The sequence below is a fragment of the Ralstonia sp. 1138 genome (assembly GCF_040544795.1).
Taxonomy (GTDB): Bacteria; Pseudomonadota; Gammaproteobacteria; order Burkholderiales; family Burkholderiaceae; genus Ralstonia; species Ralstonia flatus.
This window is the reverse complement of sequence record NZ_JBEPKQ010000003.1, coordinates 844,822-860,375: the sequence shown is the minus strand read 5'-3', so window position 1 is coordinate 860,375 and position 15,554 is coordinate 844,822. Positions and strand designations below refer to the sequence as shown.

The window sequence follows — 15,554 nt, the reverse complement described above, 5'->3', positions numbered from 1 at the left end:
CTCAGTCGCTGCGGCCGGCATCCGTTCGTACCGTCTACAGCCCCACCGTCAACGCGGCGTGAATCCGATGGAGCGCCGCTCGCGCAACTCGGGCTTGATGGAATGCTCCTGCCGCAATTGTGCGAGGAAGGCCTCCGGATCGAGCGTCTCGCCCAGCAGCACAGACTGCTGCTTGACCACCGCGAAATCGCCGGGCGTGAGCATGTCCAGCGACGCCAACATCTCGCGCCACACAGGCTTGAGCGCTTCGGCCTTGCCGCCCAGGGCCTCGGCAATGAACATCTGCTCGCGCTGCGCACGCACCAGCGGCTTGAAGCGGATCTTGAACGCGAACCGCCGCAGCGCCGCCTCGTCAATCCGATCAAACAAATTGGTGGTACAGACGAAGATGCCGTCAAAGCGTTCCATGCCTTGCAGCATCTCGTTGACTTCCGACACCTCGTAATTGCGCACCGCGCCCTGGCGGCTCTGCATGAAGCTGTCCGCCTCGTCGAGCAACAGCAGTGCACGTTCCTCTTCGGCGCGCGCGAACATCGCCGCAATCTGCTGCTCGGTTTCGCCGACGTACTTGCTCATCAAATCTGACGCGCGGCGGATCATCAACGGCATGTCGAGCTGCGCGGCAATATGCTCTGCCAGCACCGTCTTGCCGGTGCCCGGCGGTCCGTAAAAGCACAGCGTTCCGCGTCGCCGCGCGCGCAGCGCCTCGATGATCCGCTCCACAGAGAACCGCGTTTCCAGGTTCAGGTAATCCAGCTTGTATTCAGTCACGACGCGATGCGCCTGCACTTCCGGGCGCAAGCCCATCGCCTGATCGGCGTGGTCAAGCTGACGCTCGATCAGCGATTCGGCAGGTTCTTCCATGGCCGGCTGCGTCAGGCGAGCAAAGCGTGCAGCGGAGTCGATCTGCGCCGGCGTGAGCGTCTTGCGCGCCGCCAGCTTCGCCATGAAGGCGTCCGACACCTCCAGCCCTTCCAGATGCTTGCGGATGATGCTTTCGCGCACCGTCGGCGGCGGCACCTTCAGCTCGAGGTGGAACTGGAAGCGGCGCAGATACGCCGGGTCGATCTGCCGAATGGAGTTCGACACCCAGATCACCGGCACGGGGTTCTGCTCGAGCGTCTGGTTCACCCACGCCTTGCCGTTGACGGAGCCACGCGGCTCCTCGTGGCCGAAAAGGCTCATCAGTTCGCGCGTCGGGCCGGGAAAGACGTCTTCCACCTCGTCGAACAGGAGCACTGCGCCGGGCCGTCCGCGCAGAAACGCCTGCGACACCTGCAGCGAGCGATAGCGGTCTTTGCCCGTGAGGCTGTTGCCGTCCTTGTCGAGGCAATCCACTTCGTACAGCTCGCAACCGGCATCGCGCGCCAGCACGCGGGCGAGTTCGGTCTTGCCGGTGCCGGGCGCGCCATACAGCAGGATGTTCACGCCGGCCGCACGCTGCTGGGAGGCGTTTTCCAGCAGCGCCGTCAGGTAGCGCGCATCGGTTTCCACATGCGGATAGTCGGACTGCGACAGCGTGGTCGGCGGCGCGGGGCGCGTGAAGACGGCCATCATGTCCGCCTCGCTCGCATAGTCACCGAGCAGGACGTGCAACAGGCGGTCGGAGATGCGCATCAGATCGCCCAGATCGGTGACGCTGTTCTCGGGCAGCGGCGGTTCGATCAGGCCCAGCGTCTCGAGCCGAGAACCCGGCCGCAATGACGCGGCAACCTCGGCCGTACTTGCGCCCGCCAAGTTGGCGAGCAACTGGAACGCTTCCTGGCTGTGCGCTACCTTGCAGTCGACCATCACGGCGCGCAGGTCGCGCTTGTATTTCACGAGGGAGGCAAACAGCAGCAACGCGCGTTCGTGCGGCGGCAGGCCGAGCACGCGGGCCAGCATGTCGATGTTGCCGACCAGCAGGACGCGCTCGCCGGAGAGCCGCTCGCCCAGCGCATCGCACGACGCGCCGAACACGGTGAACATGTCCTTGGCGTGATGCTTGACGTATTCGTCCAGGTAATAGAACAGCGAGCTTTCATCAAAGGCGCTGCTCCACTGGCCGTGCCGATCCATGAACGTAGGCAGGTCAAGCTTGCCGACAGCGCGCCAGCCCGGCATGTCGGCGCAGCGCGCAGACAGAAAGCGCTGCAGGCGCTGGATGACCGTCACCGGCCAGATCAGCTCCGGCGCGCAAACGGTGAGGATGTCGTTGATGTTGGTGCGCAGATTGAAGCGCAGGCCCATCGCGCAGACGGTACGCAGCGCAAATTGCGCACACATGGAATCCAGCGACGACAACTGCAGCGCCTGCGGCTGCCTTCCGCCGGTGGGGACGAACGTGCCATCGTCGTCAGCGTCGTCCATGTTGAGGTTGGCTTCATCCATGGTCGCCCCCTTCTTCCCCGTTTCACGGTTGGCCGGCCGGTCACCGTGTTTGAATGATTTTCATCCTAGCGCGTTTGCGCACACAGCGTACCCCGGGTCGACCCGTGTCTTTGCAAGTTACGAGCCAACGGCGCCCGGCATCGCCAACCGCCAGCACAGGCAGTTTCGCGCCATCAGCCGTCTGGACGTGATTCCCACCCCACGAAAGACAGGGAATTTCCGCGCAAATAGGAATCATTATCGTTTATACTTCACCTATCGACACAATAGGCTGAACGCAAACCGTGCCCGGTTGTCGCAACACTGTTGCAGTTGCAGGCCTACAATATCTGTCACGCTGGCGGCGACCCCGCCGGCTTCAACGCTAGGCGCCATGGAATTGCTCCTGAGTCTGCTCATCAGCATTGGGATTTCACTGATCGTCTTCGGCAAGCGCTGACGCTGCGCCGCTTTCGTTGTTCATCCCACCACCATCGCATCGCATTCCTTTTTTCTGCTTTCGATTCCCGGTCGTTGATGATTCACCCTCGTACTCTCAAGATTCTGGTGGTCGTGCTGTTGCTGCACGCGGGCGTGCTGATGTTGATTCAGCTGGGCCTGATCGCGCCGCGCCCGACCGTCGAAGAACCGCTGGAAATCCAGGCGCACATCATTCCGGCCGCGCCTCAGCCGATCAAGCAACCGGAGCCGCCCAAGCAGCAACCGGTCAAGCAAGAGGCACCCAAGCCCGTCAACATCGTCAAGCCGGTCGCGCAACCCAAACCCACGCCGATGCCGACACCCGCGCTGCCGCCGTCGGATACCGCCCCCGTGGTGCCCGCCGCCCCGCCCGCGCCGCCGGCACCGGCCCCTGAACCCGCGCCCGCGCCGGCACCTGCGCCGTCTGGCCCCATCAGCATCGGCATCAACGACATCCAGTGCAGCGAGCCGCCGCTCGTCTATCCCAGCATGTCGCAGAAAATGGGCGAGGAAGGCCGCGCCATGGTGAAGATTTCCATCGGCACCGCCGGTGAAGTCACCAACGTGGCAGTCACGTCGTCGTCCGGCTCGCCGCGCCTGGACCGCGCCGCCACCGATGCCGCGCGCGCCATCAAGTGCAGCCCCTACAAGCAGAACGGCCGCGCGGTGCCCGTGGTGGCCAGCAAGCCGTTCGTGTTCAAGCTCGATAACTAATTCGATTCCGCTTCTCGCTTAGCCTTTCGCTCAATTCAGGACATTCATCATGCAGGAACTCGGTCTTTCCCACCTCTGGACACAAGGCGACATCGTCACCCGCGCGACGGCGATTCTGCTGCTCATCATGTCGCTCGCCTCGTGGATCGTCATCTTGACCAAGGCGTGGGACATCGTGCGTCTGAAGTCGATGGCGCAAGGCGCTGAAAAGCGTTTCTGGCACTCGGACGATTTCGATCACGCCATGCAGACGCTGGGCTCGCCCAAGGACAACCCATTCCACACGCTCGCGCAAACAGGCCGCGAAGCCGCGCAGCATCACCGCGCCAGCCAACCGCAGCTGCATGATGTGATGGACATCTCCGACTGGATCACGCGCTCGCTCAAGAGCGCCATCGATGAGTCGGTGGGCCAGATGCAATCGGGCCTGGCCGTGCTGGCATCGGTGGGCTCCACCGCACCGTTCGTCGGCCTGTTCGGCACGGTGTGGGGCATCTATCACGCCCTGCTGGGGATCGGCGCGGTGGGCGTGCCCACCATCGACAAGGTGGCCGGCCCCGTGGGTGAATCGCTCATCATGACGGCCTTCGGTCTGGCCGTGGCCATTCCGGCGGTGCTCGGCTACAACGCCCTGACCCGCGGCAACAAGGCCATCATCGCCAAGCTCAACCGCTTTGCACACGACCTGCATGCCTACTTCGTGACCGGCGCGCGCCTGCGCCCGGGCGCCCCGCGTGACGAGGCTGGCGTGCGTCTCGCTGCGGTCAAGCAGCAGTAAGGAGGCGCCATGTCCTTCGGATCTTTCGACAGCGATGACGAGGTGATGAGCGAGATCAACATGACGCCGCTGGTCGACGTCATGCTGGTGCTGCTGATCATCTTCATCATCACCATTCCGGTGATCAACCACGCGGTAAAAATCGATCTGCCGCGTGCGTCCAACAAACCCGACGACGCCAAACCACAAAGCGTGAACGTTGAAATCGACGCACAGGGCCAGGTGTTTTGGAACAACCAACCGGTCGACGAGGCCACGCTGCAAGCCGACATCGCCCAGGCCGCGCAGCAGCAGCCGCAACCTGAGATGCACCTGCGCGCAGACCGTAACGTGCGCTACGAGCGCGTGGCGCAGGTCATGGCGTCCATCCAGCGCGGCGGCCTCTCACGCATCGGCTTTGTAACGGAGCCGCAGCACTAAGGCGTCACCACGTTGGCCGAGCGCCGCTCGCGCAGAATGTCCGGCGTCGCGGCACGGCTGATTCACAGCACATCTACACGACCGGGCCTCGCGCCCGGTTTTGTTTTTTTCGGGCATGGATCGGCACATCGTCAGTCCACCCTTGTAATGATAACGATTCTCATTTAATCTATTTGGCATTCGCTGGAAACCCTTTGCCAGCCAACGTCTCAGCCCATGTTTCCGCCCGCCAGGACATCGCCATGAACGCTTCCGAACACCAAGACGCAGGACGTACCGTGACCCGCCGTCGCCACGTCATCGTGGCCCGCAAGCAACCCGCCGAGCTGCACGCCACTGCGGCAACGTCCGCGGCCGAGACCGTTCGCGATATGCCAGTCGCCACCATCGGCGACACGCGGACGATGACCTCCGAACAACTCTTTGCCGGGCAGAACGCGGTGGCCATCCGTCACAACGGCGCGGTCTACACGCTGCGCGTGACGCGCTTCGGCAAACTGATCCTGACCAAGTAACGCCGCAATACGCACCGACTTTTGTGGGGACGTCTCTCTCAGGAGACATTCGGCCGTAGCCAGCCGTCGTCATTTCACATTGCCGGACGACCGCCAGCCAAGCCCTTCTTTCTCCCCTACCGCGCCCAAAGAAAAAGGGCGCGACCTCCGCCGCGCCCTTCCCTTTGAATCTCTTGCGTGATCGCGTATCAGCAGATCACGTTCACGGCGGCGATACCCGCCTTGGCAATCACGACATCCTCGGTCGACTTCACGCCCGACACACCTACCGCGCCGGCGCAGACGCCTTCCACCATCACCGGCACGCCGCCTTCGAGCATGCCTTGCAGATGCGGCGCCGACAGGAACGAGATGCGACCGTTGTTGATGATGTCTTCGTAGATCTTCGATTCACGGCGGCCCAGCGCTGCCGTACGCGCCTTTTCGGGGGCGATGTACGCCGAGATGGTGGCGCAGCCGTCCATGCGGCGCAGGCCCATCAGATGGCCCCCGTCGTCCACCACGGCGATCGTCACGTTCCATTGGTGCGCGCGCGCTTCTTTCTCGGCGGCATCCAGGATCTTGGTGACATCGTCCTGGCACAGGCACGGTTTCGTTTTCATGACGTTCTCCTTGGTGGTTGTAATGCAATGGCGCAAGGGCTGCGTAGAGCCCGTATCAGGCAAAAGTATGCCACTGGCATCGACCGCTTCCACGACTCTTCCTGAACCAATGACGCAAAAGAGCCGATACATTCCTGCGCTTCAGTATGGTTGAGGATCGTTCCGCTTGCGCCCTACGCGAGCGTTTTCGCGGGCCGTTGCAAGCCGACGTTAACACGAGGCCGGCATCAGAAAGATGCACAAAGAAAAAGCCCGGGTATCGCCCGGGCTTGATGTTGCGATGCGGCAGCGCCTCTGCCGCTCTTCCCTTATTTCTGATGATCGCTGCACGCGCCGTCCGTGTACGGATCGATGCGACCCACCTTGGCCCCATCGGTATAGGGGTCGGCGCGACCCATCTTCGCGCCATCGGTGTAGGGATCGGCACGGCTGACCTTGGCCCCGTCGGTGTAGGGGTCGGCGCGGCTCACCTTCTGGGCGGCCTGATACGGATCGATCGAGCCGGCGTGCGCGACCGCTGCGCCCAGCGCCAAGGCCAAGCCGCTTGCGGCCGCAATCAGGGTGCGCGTTGCAATGCGTTGCGTGGTGACTTGCATAGGAACTCCTTCGGTCATGACACTGCGAACATGACGTGCGCCGCTGCGGCACACGTGCCCGCATCATTCATGCGGACGTCATATCGACCGGGTAGGCAGACCGTCGGTTCTGCCCCGCGCTCCTTTGTCGCGGTGCAGGTTGGGCGCCTACCCGTCATGCAAATCGACGCAGTTCCTGTGCCACGCCCGCGCACGCCGATAAAGAAAAAGGCTCCCGGAGGAGCCTTTGTTTTCGGCAGAGGGCTTAACGCCAATGCCCCCAGTGACGGCCGTCGTACCAGCGGTAACGCGGGCCCCAACGGTACCAGCCCGCGCCCACAACCACAGGTGCCGGGCCATAGGCAGGCGGGCCGTAGTAGACCGGCGCCGGCGCGTAATACGCCGGAGGCGGCGGAGGCGGCGCGTAGTAAGCCGGGGGCGGCGGCGGGTAATACACCGGCGCCGGTGCCACATACACAGGCGCTACCGGCACGCCAAATCCGATGCCGACGCTCACGTGCGCCGACGCCATCTCCGGCACAGCCAGCACTGCCAGTGCGGCTGCACCTGCAATCCACAGCACATTGCGTCGAATCATCTTCATCACCTGCAGCTTGGAGCGCCGGGCAAATCCGTAGCCGGCGCGGAATACGGTATTTGTATTGTATTCAGGGCCGCTGACACAGGTGATACGGCGCTGGCGAATTGGTAACAGAACGTAACGCCACGCCGCGACGCCAGCATCATCAAAATCGCTGACGTCAATCCAGCGCGGGGCTGCAGTCTAGCTCGCCGGAAGCGATCATCGCTTCGGCATATGCGCGCGCCGCCTCCATGGCGCTTGAAGCGCTCGGATACGTGTTGGCCGATGCGCGCACCGTCGTACGGGCTAACAGGGTCTCGCCATCGCTGACGCGCAGGATACTGACTTCGGCGCGCCACGCTTGCGGCGAGAGTTCATAGGCAGATACCTCGATTTTGCAGTCGTCTCGGAAAGTCATGCGTCCTCCGTGTCGTATTGGATAAGCCAGGCTGCGTGTCAATGCACGAATAGCCAGATCACCAGCAACACAATCGCGGGAACACCCAAGAGCCACGCAACGAGATAGGACATGACGACCTCCTACATGTTGATAGGCATGTAGGAAGTGTAGAGATGCGCGCACGGGCGGACTGTCGACCTCCGCCCGTGCTGTTTTGTAGGACTGTACCGAAATGACTGTCGGCCCACGCCGACGCTTCTCACCCGTATAGAGGAGGTTCAGCGTGCAGTGCCGTCCCTGGCGGCCACGTCACTTGGCACCAGAATCCGGCTCCCGCCGGCATCCTCAGCCGCTTCTGCGGCGGCCACTTCCAGACCCACGGACGCCTTGAAAAAGTTCACCGCCGCCTCGGCCCCGGGAGGCGCCGCGTCCGCAAGATTTTCGGCAACGAAACCCCATTGGCGCCGCACTTCATCGCCGTGGCGTTGCAAGGCGCGGGCAATGCCGTTTTGGGTCTCCACGCCAATCTCTACAAAGTTGCGTGTGTAGCCGGAGACGCGTTCGCCCGCGGGTTGCAGATAGCGCGCTTGCGCATTCCACCATTCGCCTGCGTCCTGTGCGCCAGCGGCGTCTTGCAGGCAATGTTCCGTCTCGCCAAGACCCGCCTTGATGGCCTGCAGATTGAGCCCGATCAGGCGATTGACACCGCTCACCGCCTCTTCAGTGACGGCCATCCAGGTTTCAAGTTGTGATCGTTGCAGAACGCCGAGTTGCTCCAGAGTCATCATGTCGGTTGCTCCCTTGTGAGATCGATGATTACGGCCAGCAGGTGCCGGGCGTTTCAGTGTAGTTGCGTGTGAAGCCGATTTCCGCGACATCACCCGTTTGTCCTACAGGTGTTTCGGACGCGCTCGCCTGCGCCGGCAGCCGTGTGCGCGTTAGAGTCGATTGCATCCTTCACCAGACCACGGAGTCACGATGAAACGTCTCGCTGCTGCCCTGATCGCTACCGCCTCCATTGCCGCCGCGCCGCAAGCTTTCGCGCAAGTCGCGGGCCACGCCGCGCTCGGTGTATCCGTGACCGAGCTCGATGCGGTCATCAAGGGCGTGAGTGTGAAGAAACAAGTGCTGGGCAAGACCATCTACAACGAGGCCAACGAGAAGGTTGGCAATGTGCAGGATCTGATCGTGACGCCGGAAAACGCCGTCTCGTTCGCCATCGTGGGTGCGGGCGGCTTTGTAGGGGTCGGCCGCCACGACGTCGCCATCCCTGTGAATCAGTTCAAGTACGACCAAGGCAAGATCGTGCTACCGGGCGCCACCAAAGACGCCATCAAGGCGCTGCCGGAATTCAAGTACGAGCGTCAGCCGAAGCCCGCCAAGGCCTGACCGGGACCGGAACTTTCCTCTCTGAAACGTCGCGCGATGTGTGGGAATCGACTGACACACCTTTCAGGCAACGTCACCTGCACATCTTGACGCGCACGACCTTCAATAGAGGCACACAAACGACAAAAGGAGTTTGTTATGCGTGCCTTCGTATCCTTGGTTCTGGCGGCCGCATTGGCATCCGTCAGCGGATGCGCGGACATGACGCCAAAGCAGCGTAATACCGCGTTGGGCGCAGCCGCAGGTGGTGTCGCCGGGGCGGCCATCTGGGGCGGCCCGGGCGCGACGCTCGGCGGCGCTGCGCTGGGTGGCGTGGTCGGTAACGCCGTCACCAAGTAACCCGCCAAGCGCGCTGCGATGCGCGCGCTGCAAGCTCGGGCCAGGCCATGTTGCCTGGCCCTTTTTATTGCCTGAGAGCGGCACCCTGCCATCGCACATTCCCCTCATACGCATATGCAAATGCCGGCGCATAATCGGCGTTTTGCAACGGAGGCAATGTGCGATACGAGCAAGAGGGTTTTGGCGTGAGCAGCACACCGATCCTGAGCGTCGAAGGCCTGCGCAAACGTTACGGTGACCAGACGGTCGTCGACAACCTCAGCTTCAGCGTCCGGCGCGGCCAGTGCTTCGGGCTGCTCGGCCCCAACGGCGCCGGCAAGACCACCACGCTGCGCATGCTGCTCGGGATGACGATGCCCGATGCGGGCAGCCTGAGGCTGTGCGACGAGCCGGTTCCCGAAGCCGCACACCGCGCGCGCATGCGCGTAGGCGTGGTGCCGCAGTTCGACAATCTCGACCCTGATTTCTCCGTCTCGGAAAACCTGCGCATCTTCGGCCGCTACTTTGGCCTGTCGGCAGCGACCATTCGGGAACGCATTCCAACCTTGCTGGAATTTGCGCGGCTCGAACAAAAAGCCGATGCGCCCGTGCGCGCGCTCTCGGGTGGCATGAAGCGGCGGCTGACGGTCGCACGCGCGTTGATCAACGATCCGGACATCCTCGTCATGGACGAGCCCACCACGGGCCTCGACCCGCAGGCGCGGCACCTGATCTGGGAACGCCTGCGCTCGTTGCTCGCTGCCGGCAAGACCATCCTGCTGACCACGCATTTCATGGAAGAAGCCGAGCGCCTGTGCGATGAACTCTGCGTGATCGACAACGGCCGCAAGATCGCGCAAGGCAAGCCGCAGGAACTCATCGCACGCGAAATCGGCTGCGACGTGGTTGAAGTCTACGGCGACGATCTCACCGCCCTGCGCACGCTGCTCACACCGCTGGCGGAGCGCGTCGAAATCAGCGGCGAGACGCTCTTCTGCTACGCGCGCGATCCACAGCCGCTCGTGGCCGCGCTGCGCACACAGGCGGAAACGCACACCATGCCCGGCCTGCGCTACCTGCACCGCCCGGCCAATCTCGAAGATGTGTTCCTGCGCCTGACCGGCCGCGAAATGCGTGACTGAGAGAACCGCACATGTCTACTGAAACCGCACTCACTCCGCCACAGCAGCAGGCCTTTCCGCAGCCGCTGCTGCCACTCAACTTCCGCAACTGGCAGTACGTCTGGCTGCGCAATTTCATGGTGTGGCGCAAGCTGGCCATTCCGTCGATGGCAGGCAACTTGGCCGACCCGATGATTTACCTGTTCGGTTTGGGCCTCGGGCTCGGCCTGCTCGTCGGGCGCGTTGACGGCGTGTCGTATATCGCCTTCCTGGCGGCCGGCACCGTGGCGTCCAGCACGATGATGTCGGCGAGCTTCGAAGCGATGTATTCCGCGTTTTCGCGCATGCACGTGCAACGTACGTGGGAGGCGATCCTGTACGCGCCGCTGAGCCTGGGCGACGTGGTCCTCGGCGAGCTGTTCTGGGCGGCCAGCAAGTCGGTGCTCTCTGGCCTGGCGATCATGCTCGTCGCGGGCGCCCTTGGTTATGCGTCGATGCCGCAGGCGCTGCTTGCCCTGCCCGTCATCGTGCTGACCGGATTCACGTTCGCCTGCCTGGCGATGAACATGACGGCGCTTGCGCCCAACTACGACTTCTTCATGTTCTACCAGACGCTGGTGATCACGCCGATGATGCTGCTCTCGGGCGTGTTCTTCCCGCTGTCGCAGCTGCCGGCGCCTGTGCGCGTGGCGACAAGCGTCCTGCCATTGCCGCATGCGGTGGACTTGATCCGCCCCCTGATGCTCGGGCGCACGCCTGACAACATCGCGCTGCACCTCGGCGTCTTGCTGCTGTACGCCGTGGCCGCGCTGCTGCTGTGCCTGTGGCTGCTGCGTCGTCGCATGCTCAAGTAAGGCACGATCGCAACGCCCAACAAAAAAGCCCGTCGCAATGACGGGCTTTTCGTTTGCTGCGTTCGAGATTTACTCGTTCACGGCAGAGCGCTGCAGGTGCAGTTGCGTGCGCGGATCATCGTTCTGCGCATTCTCACGATCCGCCTTGGCCGAATTGTTACGCGCAGCTTCGAGCCGATCGAGGTACGCCTCATCAATGTCGCCCGTGACGTACTTGCCGTCAAAGCACGAGGCGTCGAAATCCTTCAGTGCCGGATTGACGTCGCGCACGGCGCGCTTCATGTCTTCCACGTCCTGGTACACGAGCTGGTCTGCGCCGATGATCTTGGCGATCTCTTCGTGCGTGCGCCCATAAGCCACCAGTTCGCCGCGCGTCGGCATATCGATACCGTACACGTTCGGGAACTTCACCGGCGGCGCGGCCGAAGCGAAGATCACCTTCTTGGCACCGGCATCGCGCGCCATCTGCACGATCTCCGACGACGTCGTGCCACGCACGATGGAGTCGTCGACGATCAGCACGTTCTTGTCCTTGAACTCGATCGCCATGGCGTTGAGCTTCTGGCGCACGGATTTCTTGCGCACCGCCTGGCCCGGCATGATGAAGGTGCGACCCACGTAGCGGTTCTTGAAGAAGCCTTCGCGGTACGGCACGCCCAGGTGATTGGCCACCTGCATGGCAGCCGGGCGGGACGAATCCGGAATCGGCATCACCACGTCGATCCTGTCGGTCACCTCGCGCTTGATCTTCTCTGCCAGGTAATCGCCCATGCGCAGGCGGGCGTCGTACACCGACACACCGTCCATGCGGGAATCCGGACGGGCCAGGTAGACATATTCAAAGATGCACGGCGAAAGCACCGGGTTGGCGGCGCATTGCTTGGTGTGCAGTTTGCCCTCGAGGTCGATGAAGATGGCTTCGCCCGGCGCGACGTCACGCTCGAACTTGAAGCCGATGCCTTCCAGCGCCACCGACTCCGACGCGACCATATATTCGATGTGGCCTTCCGGCGTTTCCTGGCTACCCAGTGCGAGCGGGCGGATGCCAAACGGATCGCGCACAGCCAGCACGCCGTAACCCGAAATCTCGGCAGCGATGGCGTACGAACCGCGCACCCGGCGGTGCAGGCCTTCCACCGCGGTGAAGATGGAATCGCGGTTCAGCGGAATATCGTTGCTGGCGCGTTGCAATTCGTCGGCCAGCACGTTGAGCAGCACTTCAGAGTCAGACTGCGTGTTGATGTGGCGGCGGTCGCGCCGGAACATCTCTTCGCGAAGCTGATCGGAGTTCGTCAGGTTGCCGTTGTGCGCCAGCACGATGCCGAACGGCGCGTTGACATAGAACGGCTGGGCCTCTTCCTCGCTGGACGAGCCCGCGGTCGGATAACGCACTTGGCCGATGCCGCTCGTGCCCGGCAGGCCGCGCATGTTGCGGGTGCGGAACACGTCGCGCACCATCCCGTTGGCCTTGTGCATGTGGAAAGTGCTGCCTGATGCGGTGGCGATGCCCGCCGCGTCCTGCCCCCGGTGTTGCAGAAGCAACAGGCTGTCGTAGATCAGCTGATTGACGGGCGTGGCGGAGACCACCCCAACGATACCGCACATGTCGAACTCCAGCGAGAACGTATTTGATGGCGCCCACACCCGTTGCGGGCACCGAAAAAGCTTCCCGGATCGCCTAGCTTGTGGCCAGACGCTCCAGATCAATAGTGAACATACTTTGCGACGTCCGGCGGCAACAACGGCTTGGCTGCTTGTGCCGCCTGCTCCGCATAGGGCCGCGTGATCGCATCGCGCCAGAACGGTTGCTCGGGCAGACTGGTAAAGCCGGCCACCGTCATCAACACGAGGATGATCACGCCACCGCGTGCCAATCCGAACACCATCCCCAGGCCGCGATCTGCCGGCTTGAGCCCTGCGCTTGCCAGCGCCGCCGAAAGCAAGGCACCCACCAACGAAGTCGCAATCACCGTCACGATAAACAGTAGGACGAAACCGAGAATGGTGCGTGCGACCGGGCCCCCAGGCAGCGATTCCGGCATCCAGCCCGCCGCTACGCCCGAAAACGTGTACGCCACCCACGCGGCAAACAACCACCCGAGCAGCGCCAGCACTTCGCGAATCAGTCCGCGAAACAACCCGATCAGCGCCGACGTGACGATGATGAACAGCACACCGTAGTCAAAAAAAGTCGGTTGCATCAGGCAGCGGCTTGCATTGACGGTGGCGGAATGCGGCGTGCGCTGAATACACGGTGGGCCGCATCGTCATTGCTGTACGAGCTTGGGCGTCAGGCCGATCTGCTCGGCACGTTTCTGCGCCGCTTCGGCGGACGCACGATCGTTGAACGGGCCCGCGCGCAGCAGCGCCAGATCGCCCTTTTCAGGCACCTTCTTGTGTTCGATGTAACCGGGAATCTTTTCGCCCTTGAGCTTGCCCAGCCAATTGCGGGCGCGGTCTTCGGAAGCGAAGGCGCCGATCAGCAGGATGAACTTGCCGCCGCTGGCATCGGTGCTCGGTGCAGCCGCTTGCTGTGCGGGCTGGGCGGCGGGTTGGGCGGGTTTCGTCGCTGGCTTGGGCTCGGCGGGTGGCGTCACGCTGGCGACCGGCTTGGGCGGTGTCGCCGGCTTGGCCGAAGCCGGTGCGTCTTGAGCTGCCGGCGCTTCATTGTTGGCGACGACCTCTTCGCCCTGATCAAGCGCCTGCGCCTGATCGCTCGACGAATTTGCAGGACGCGACGCAGAGCGCCGGCTGGCGACCTTCGGCTCGTCGGTCGACGGCTTTGCCCCACGATCGACCGGCTGATCCTGGATCTGCACGGCCACGGCATCCGCCACGGGGCGCGGCTTGGCGTCGAATATGAGCGGCAGCACGATCACGGCGGCGCCCACCAGCACCACGGCGCCGATCAGGCGACGGCGAGCGCGTTGTTTTTGCGGGAGTTCGGGATCAAGGCCGTCGTCGTCATCGTCGGTGCGACGCGAGGCCCGGCTGCGGGCATTCGACGATGCGCGAGAGCCGCGCACCGCATCGCGGGCCACATCGGCAGCACTGCCGGCGGTTGCGCCGCGTGTGCGTTCGCCTTCAGCGTTCTTGCGGGAGGAGAAGATGGAAAACAGTCCCATGAGGGCCCCGGGTTTAGTGCGCGCGACTCTTGCGCTCCGCCAGCACGCCGGCAACGGTGTAGAACGATCCGAAGACCACGATTCTATCATCCTCGGTCGCCCGCTCCATGGCGTTGCGATAGGCTGTGGCGGGATCGCTGAATGTGCTCACGCTGGAGTCCTTCCCTTCGCGGAAACCGGCATCGGCCAGCGCCTGGGCCAAGCTCGCGGCGCTCGCCGCACGCGGCGTGGGCAAATCGGTCAGGCACCAGTGGTCGACCTTGTCGAGCATGTGGCCCAGTACACCGGCGATGTCCTTGTCCTGCATCGCGCCGAACACCGCGTAGGTGTAGCGGTAGAAGCCCATGTTCTCGAGGTTCTGGCCCAGCGCGGCCGACGCGTGTGGGTTGTGCGCGACGTCCAGGACGACGGAAGGACGCCCCGGCAGCACCTGGAAACGCCCGGGCAGCACCACCTGCGACAGCCCCAGACGCACGTCCTGCGCCGAGATGGGCAACCGGTCGCGCACCGACTCCAACGCCGCCAGCGCGGCGGATGCATTCAGCAGCTGGTTCGCCCCGCGCAATGCCGGGTAGCCGAGGCTCGGCCAACGACGCCCGCGCCCGCTGAAGCCCCACTGCTGCTTATCACCCTGGAAGTTGAAATCGCGGCCGATCAGCCAGAGGTCTGCGCCGATCGCTTCAGCGTGTTTGACCAGGGAGATGGGCGGCACCGGGTCAGAACAGATCGCCGGCTTGCCTGCGCGGAAGATACCGGCCTTCTCAAAGCCGATGGCCTCGCGGGTGTCCCCCAGGTAGGCCATGTGGTCGAGATCGACACTGGTGATGACGGCGCAATCGGTATCGACAATGTTGACCGCATCCAGCCGACCGCCCAGGCCGACTTCCAGGATCACCGCATCGAGACCCGCGTTGGCGAACAGATGCATGATCGCCAGCGTGGTGAATTCGAAGTACGTCAGGCTGACGGGCTCGGGAAAGCTGCAGCGCGCGCGTTCCACCGCCTCGAAATGCGGCAGCAGCATCGCGTCGGTGGCGATCTCGCCATTCACGCGTGCACGCTCGTTGAAATCGATCAGGTGCGGCGAGGTATGGCAACCCACCTTGTAGCCGGCAGCCAGCAGGATCGCCTCCAGCATCGCGCAGGTCGAGCCTTTGCCATTGGTGCCGCCCACCGTGAAGACCACGGGCTTGAATTCCAGTCCGAGCGCATCGCGCACGCGACTGATGCGCGCCAGGCCCATGTCGATGCCGACCGGGTGTGCGGTTTCCAGATGAGCGAGCCAGTCGGGCAGCGTGTCGAATGTAGGCATGCGAAATAGGTGGCGCGGC

Annotated in this window: 18 protein-coding genes; 8 read left to right on the top strand and 10 right to left on the bottom strand. The window is 63.5% G+C overall.

All coding sequences use genetic code 11. The features are described from left to right. Nucleotides 1–48 precede the first annotated feature (48 nt). Nucleotides 49–2,370 (bottom strand): AAA family ATPase, encoded by a 2,322-nt coding sequence (locus tag ABIC76_RS16915; RefSeq protein WP_102067539.1) that lies wholly within the window; start codon nucleotides 2,368–2,370, stop codon nucleotides 49–51. A gap of 516 nt (nucleotides 2,371–2,886) precedes the next feature. On the opposite strand from ABIC76_RS16915, the gene ABIC76_RS16910 reads away from it, so the two are divergent. The 4 genes from ABIC76_RS16910 to hemP all read left to right on the top strand — a co-directional run bounded on the left by ABIC76_RS16910 (nucleotide 2,887) and on the right by hemP (nucleotide 5,256). Next, nucleotides 2,887–3,543 (top strand): energy transducer TonB, encoded by a 657-nt coding sequence (locus ABIC76_RS16910; protein ID WP_027681108.1) that lies wholly within the window; start codon nucleotides 2,887–2,889, stop codon nucleotides 3,541–3,543. 49 nt (nucleotides 3,544–3,592) lie between these two features. Continuing rightward, a complete protein-coding gene (locus tag ABIC76_RS16905) occupies nucleotides 3,593–4,321 on the top strand; it encodes a MotA/TolQ/ExbB proton channel family protein (protein ID WP_027681107.1) in 729 nt (242 codons plus the stop codon). Between the two features lie 9 nt (nucleotides 4,322–4,330). Further along, nucleotides 4,331–4,741: an ExbD/TolR family protein gene (locus ABIC76_RS16900; protein WP_027681106.1), complete on the top strand. Its 411-nt coding sequence runs from the start codon at nucleotides 4,331–4,333 to the stop codon at nucleotides 4,739–4,741. A 242-nt stretch (nucleotides 4,742–4,983) separates the two neighbouring features. After that, entirely contained in the window at nucleotides 4,984–5,256 is a 273-nt protein-coding gene (gene hemP, locus ABIC76_RS16895) for a hemin uptake protein HemP (protein ID WP_316883922.1), read from the top strand. 188 nt (nucleotides 5,257–5,444) lie between these two features. Here the strand turns inward: hemP and ABIC76_RS16890 are convergent, their stop codons facing one another. The 5 genes from ABIC76_RS16890 to ABIC76_RS16870 form a co-directional block, all read right to left on the bottom strand. Next, nucleotides 5,445–5,858 carry a GlcG/HbpS family heme-binding protein gene (locus ABIC76_RS16890; RefSeq protein WP_024972523.1) on the bottom strand — a complete coding sequence of 138 codons (414 nt, stop codon included), beginning with the start codon at nucleotides 5,856–5,858 and terminating at the stop codon, nucleotides 5,445–5,447. Nucleotides 5,859–6,166: 308 nt separating this feature from the next. After that, nucleotides 6,167–6,454, bottom strand: coding sequence for a hypothetical protein (locus ABIC76_RS16885; protein WP_354534636.1), 288 nt, complete (start codon nucleotides 6,452–6,454; stop codon nucleotides 6,167–6,169). 244 nt (nucleotides 6,455–6,698) lie between these two features. Next, a complete protein-coding gene (locus ABIC76_RS16880; RefSeq protein WP_354534635.1) occupies nucleotides 6,699–7,037 on the bottom strand; it encodes a hypothetical protein in 339 nt (112 codons plus the stop codon). Between the two features lie 157 nt (nucleotides 7,038–7,194). Continuing rightward, nucleotides 7,195–7,434, bottom strand: coding sequence for a hypothetical protein (locus ABIC76_RS16875; RefSeq protein WP_027681102.1), 240 nt, complete (start codon nucleotides 7,432–7,434; stop codon nucleotides 7,195–7,197). A gap of 260 nt (nucleotides 7,435–7,694) precedes the next feature. Then, nucleotides 7,695–8,204, bottom strand: coding sequence for a phasin family protein (locus tag ABIC76_RS16870; RefSeq protein ID WP_027681101.1), 510 nt, complete (start codon nucleotides 8,202–8,204; stop codon nucleotides 7,695–7,697). Nucleotides 8,205–8,394: 190 nt separating this feature from the next. Here ABIC76_RS16870 and ABIC76_RS16865 point away from each other — a divergent pair, with 190 nt between their 5' ends. From ABIC76_RS16865 to ABIC76_RS16850, 4 genes are all read left to right on the top strand, one after another. Beyond that, nucleotides 8,395–8,805 carry a PRC-barrel domain-containing protein gene (locus ABIC76_RS16865; protein WP_102067535.1) on the top strand — a complete coding sequence of 137 codons (411 nt, stop codon included), beginning with the start codon at nucleotides 8,395–8,397 and terminating at the stop codon, nucleotides 8,803–8,805. Nucleotides 8,806–8,943: 138 nt separating this feature from the next. Beyond that, entirely contained in the window at nucleotides 8,944–9,144 is a 201-nt protein-coding gene (locus ABIC76_RS16860; RefSeq protein ID WP_027681099.1) for a YMGG-like glycine zipper-containing protein, read from the top strand. 158 nt (nucleotides 9,145–9,302) lie between these two features. Beyond that, nucleotides 9,303–10,265 (top strand): nodulation factor ABC transporter ATP-binding protein NodI, encoded by a 963-nt coding sequence (gene nodI, locus ABIC76_RS16855; RefSeq protein WP_354534634.1) that lies wholly within the window; start codon nucleotides 9,303–9,305, stop codon nucleotides 10,263–10,265. Between the two features lie 11 nt (nucleotides 10,266–10,276). Next, nucleotides 10,277–11,098, top strand: a complete 822-nt coding sequence (locus ABIC76_RS16850) for an ABC transporter permease (protein ID WP_354534633.1) — start codon at nucleotides 10,277–10,279, stop codon at nucleotides 11,096–11,098. A 69-nt stretch (nucleotides 11,099–11,167) separates the two neighbouring features. Here ABIC76_RS16850 and purF read toward each other — a convergent pair whose 3' ends face one another. From purF to folC, 4 genes are all read right to left on the bottom strand, one after another. Then, the gene (gene purF, locus ABIC76_RS16845) at nucleotides 11,168–12,703 is read right to left on the bottom strand and encodes an amidophosphoribosyltransferase (protein WP_027681097.1); all 1,536 of its coding nucleotides are present in this window, start codon (nucleotides 12,701–12,703) and stop codon (nucleotides 11,168–11,170) included. 98 nt (nucleotides 12,704–12,801) lie between these two features. Then, nucleotides 12,802–13,299, bottom strand: coding sequence for a CvpA family protein (locus tag ABIC76_RS16840; RefSeq protein WP_102067533.1), 498 nt, complete (start codon nucleotides 13,297–13,299; stop codon nucleotides 12,802–12,804). A 66-nt stretch (nucleotides 13,300–13,365) separates the two neighbouring features. Further along, nucleotides 13,366–14,223 carry an SPOR domain-containing protein gene (locus ABIC76_RS16835; protein ID WP_354534632.1) on the bottom strand — a complete coding sequence of 286 codons (858 nt, stop codon included), beginning with the start codon at nucleotides 14,221–14,223 and terminating at the stop codon, nucleotides 13,366–13,368. 13 nt (nucleotides 14,224–14,236) lie between these two features. Further along, nucleotides 14,237–15,535, bottom strand: a complete 1,299-nt coding sequence (gene folC / locus ABIC76_RS16830) for a bifunctional tetrahydrofolate synthase/dihydrofolate synthase (protein WP_354534631.1) — start codon at nucleotides 15,533–15,535, stop codon at nucleotides 14,237–14,239. Nucleotides 15,536–15,554: the final 19 nt, after the last annotated feature.

Bases quoted from the DNA above. Each gene is read 5' to 3' on its own strand.
- ABIC76_RS16915 (WP_102067539.1), bottom strand. From the start codon at position 2,370: ATGGATGAAGCCAACCTCAACATGGACGACGCTGACGACGATGGCACG.
- ABIC76_RS16910 (WP_027681108.1), top strand. From the start codon at position 2,887: ATGATTCACCCTCGTACTCTCAAGATTCTGGTGGTCGTGCTGTTGCTG.
- ABIC76_RS16905 (WP_027681107.1), top strand. From the start codon at position 3,593: ATGCAGGAACTCGGTCTTTCCCACCTCTGGACACAAGGCGACATCGTC.
- ABIC76_RS16900 (WP_027681106.1), top strand. From the start codon at position 4,331: ATGTCCTTCGGATCTTTCGACAGCGATGACGAGGTGATGAGCGAGATC.
- hemP (WP_316883922.1), top strand. From the start codon at position 4,984: ATGAACGCTTCCGAACACCAAGACGCAGGACGTACCGTGACCCGCCGT.
- ABIC76_RS16890 (WP_024972523.1), bottom strand. From the start codon at position 5,858: ATGAAAACGAAACCGTGCCTGTGCCAGGACGATGTCACCAAGATCCTG.
- ABIC76_RS16885 (WP_354534636.1), bottom strand. From the start codon at position 6,454: ATGCAAGTCACCACGCAACGCATTGCAACGCGCACCCTGATTGCGGCC.
- ABIC76_RS16880 (WP_354534635.1), bottom strand. From the start codon at position 7,037: ATGAAGATGATTCGACGCAATGTGCTGTGGATTGCAGGTGCAGCCGCA.
- ABIC76_RS16875 (WP_027681102.1), bottom strand. From the start codon at position 7,434: ATGACTTTCCGAGACGACTGCAAAATCGAGGTATCTGCCTATGAACTC.
- ABIC76_RS16870 (WP_027681101.1), bottom strand. From the start codon at position 8,204: ATGATGACTCTGGAGCAACTCGGCGTTCTGCAACGATCACAACTTGAA.
- ABIC76_RS16865 (WP_102067535.1), top strand. From the start codon at position 8,395: ATGAAACGTCTCGCTGCTGCCCTGATCGCTACCGCCTCCATTGCCGCC.
- ABIC76_RS16860 (WP_027681099.1), top strand. From the start codon at position 8,944: ATGCGTGCCTTCGTATCCTTGGTTCTGGCGGCCGCATTGGCATCCGTC.
- ABIC76_RS16850 (WP_354534633.1), top strand. From the start codon at position 10,277: ATGTCTACTGAAACCGCACTCACTCCGCCACAGCAGCAGGCCTTTCCG.
- purF (WP_027681097.1), bottom strand. From the start codon at position 12,703: ATGTGCGGTATCGTTGGGGTGGTCTCCGCCACGCCCGTCAATCAGCTG.
- ABIC76_RS16840 (WP_102067533.1), bottom strand. From the start codon at position 13,299: ATGCAACCGACTTTTTTTGACTACGGTGTGCTGTTCATCATCGTCACG.
- ABIC76_RS16835 (WP_354534632.1), bottom strand. From the start codon at position 14,223: ATGGGACTGTTTTCCATCTTCTCCTCCCGCAAGAACGCTGAAGGCGAA.
- folC (WP_354534631.1), bottom strand. From the start codon at position 15,535: ATGCCTACATTCGACACGCTGCCCGACTGGCTCGCTCATCTGGAAACC.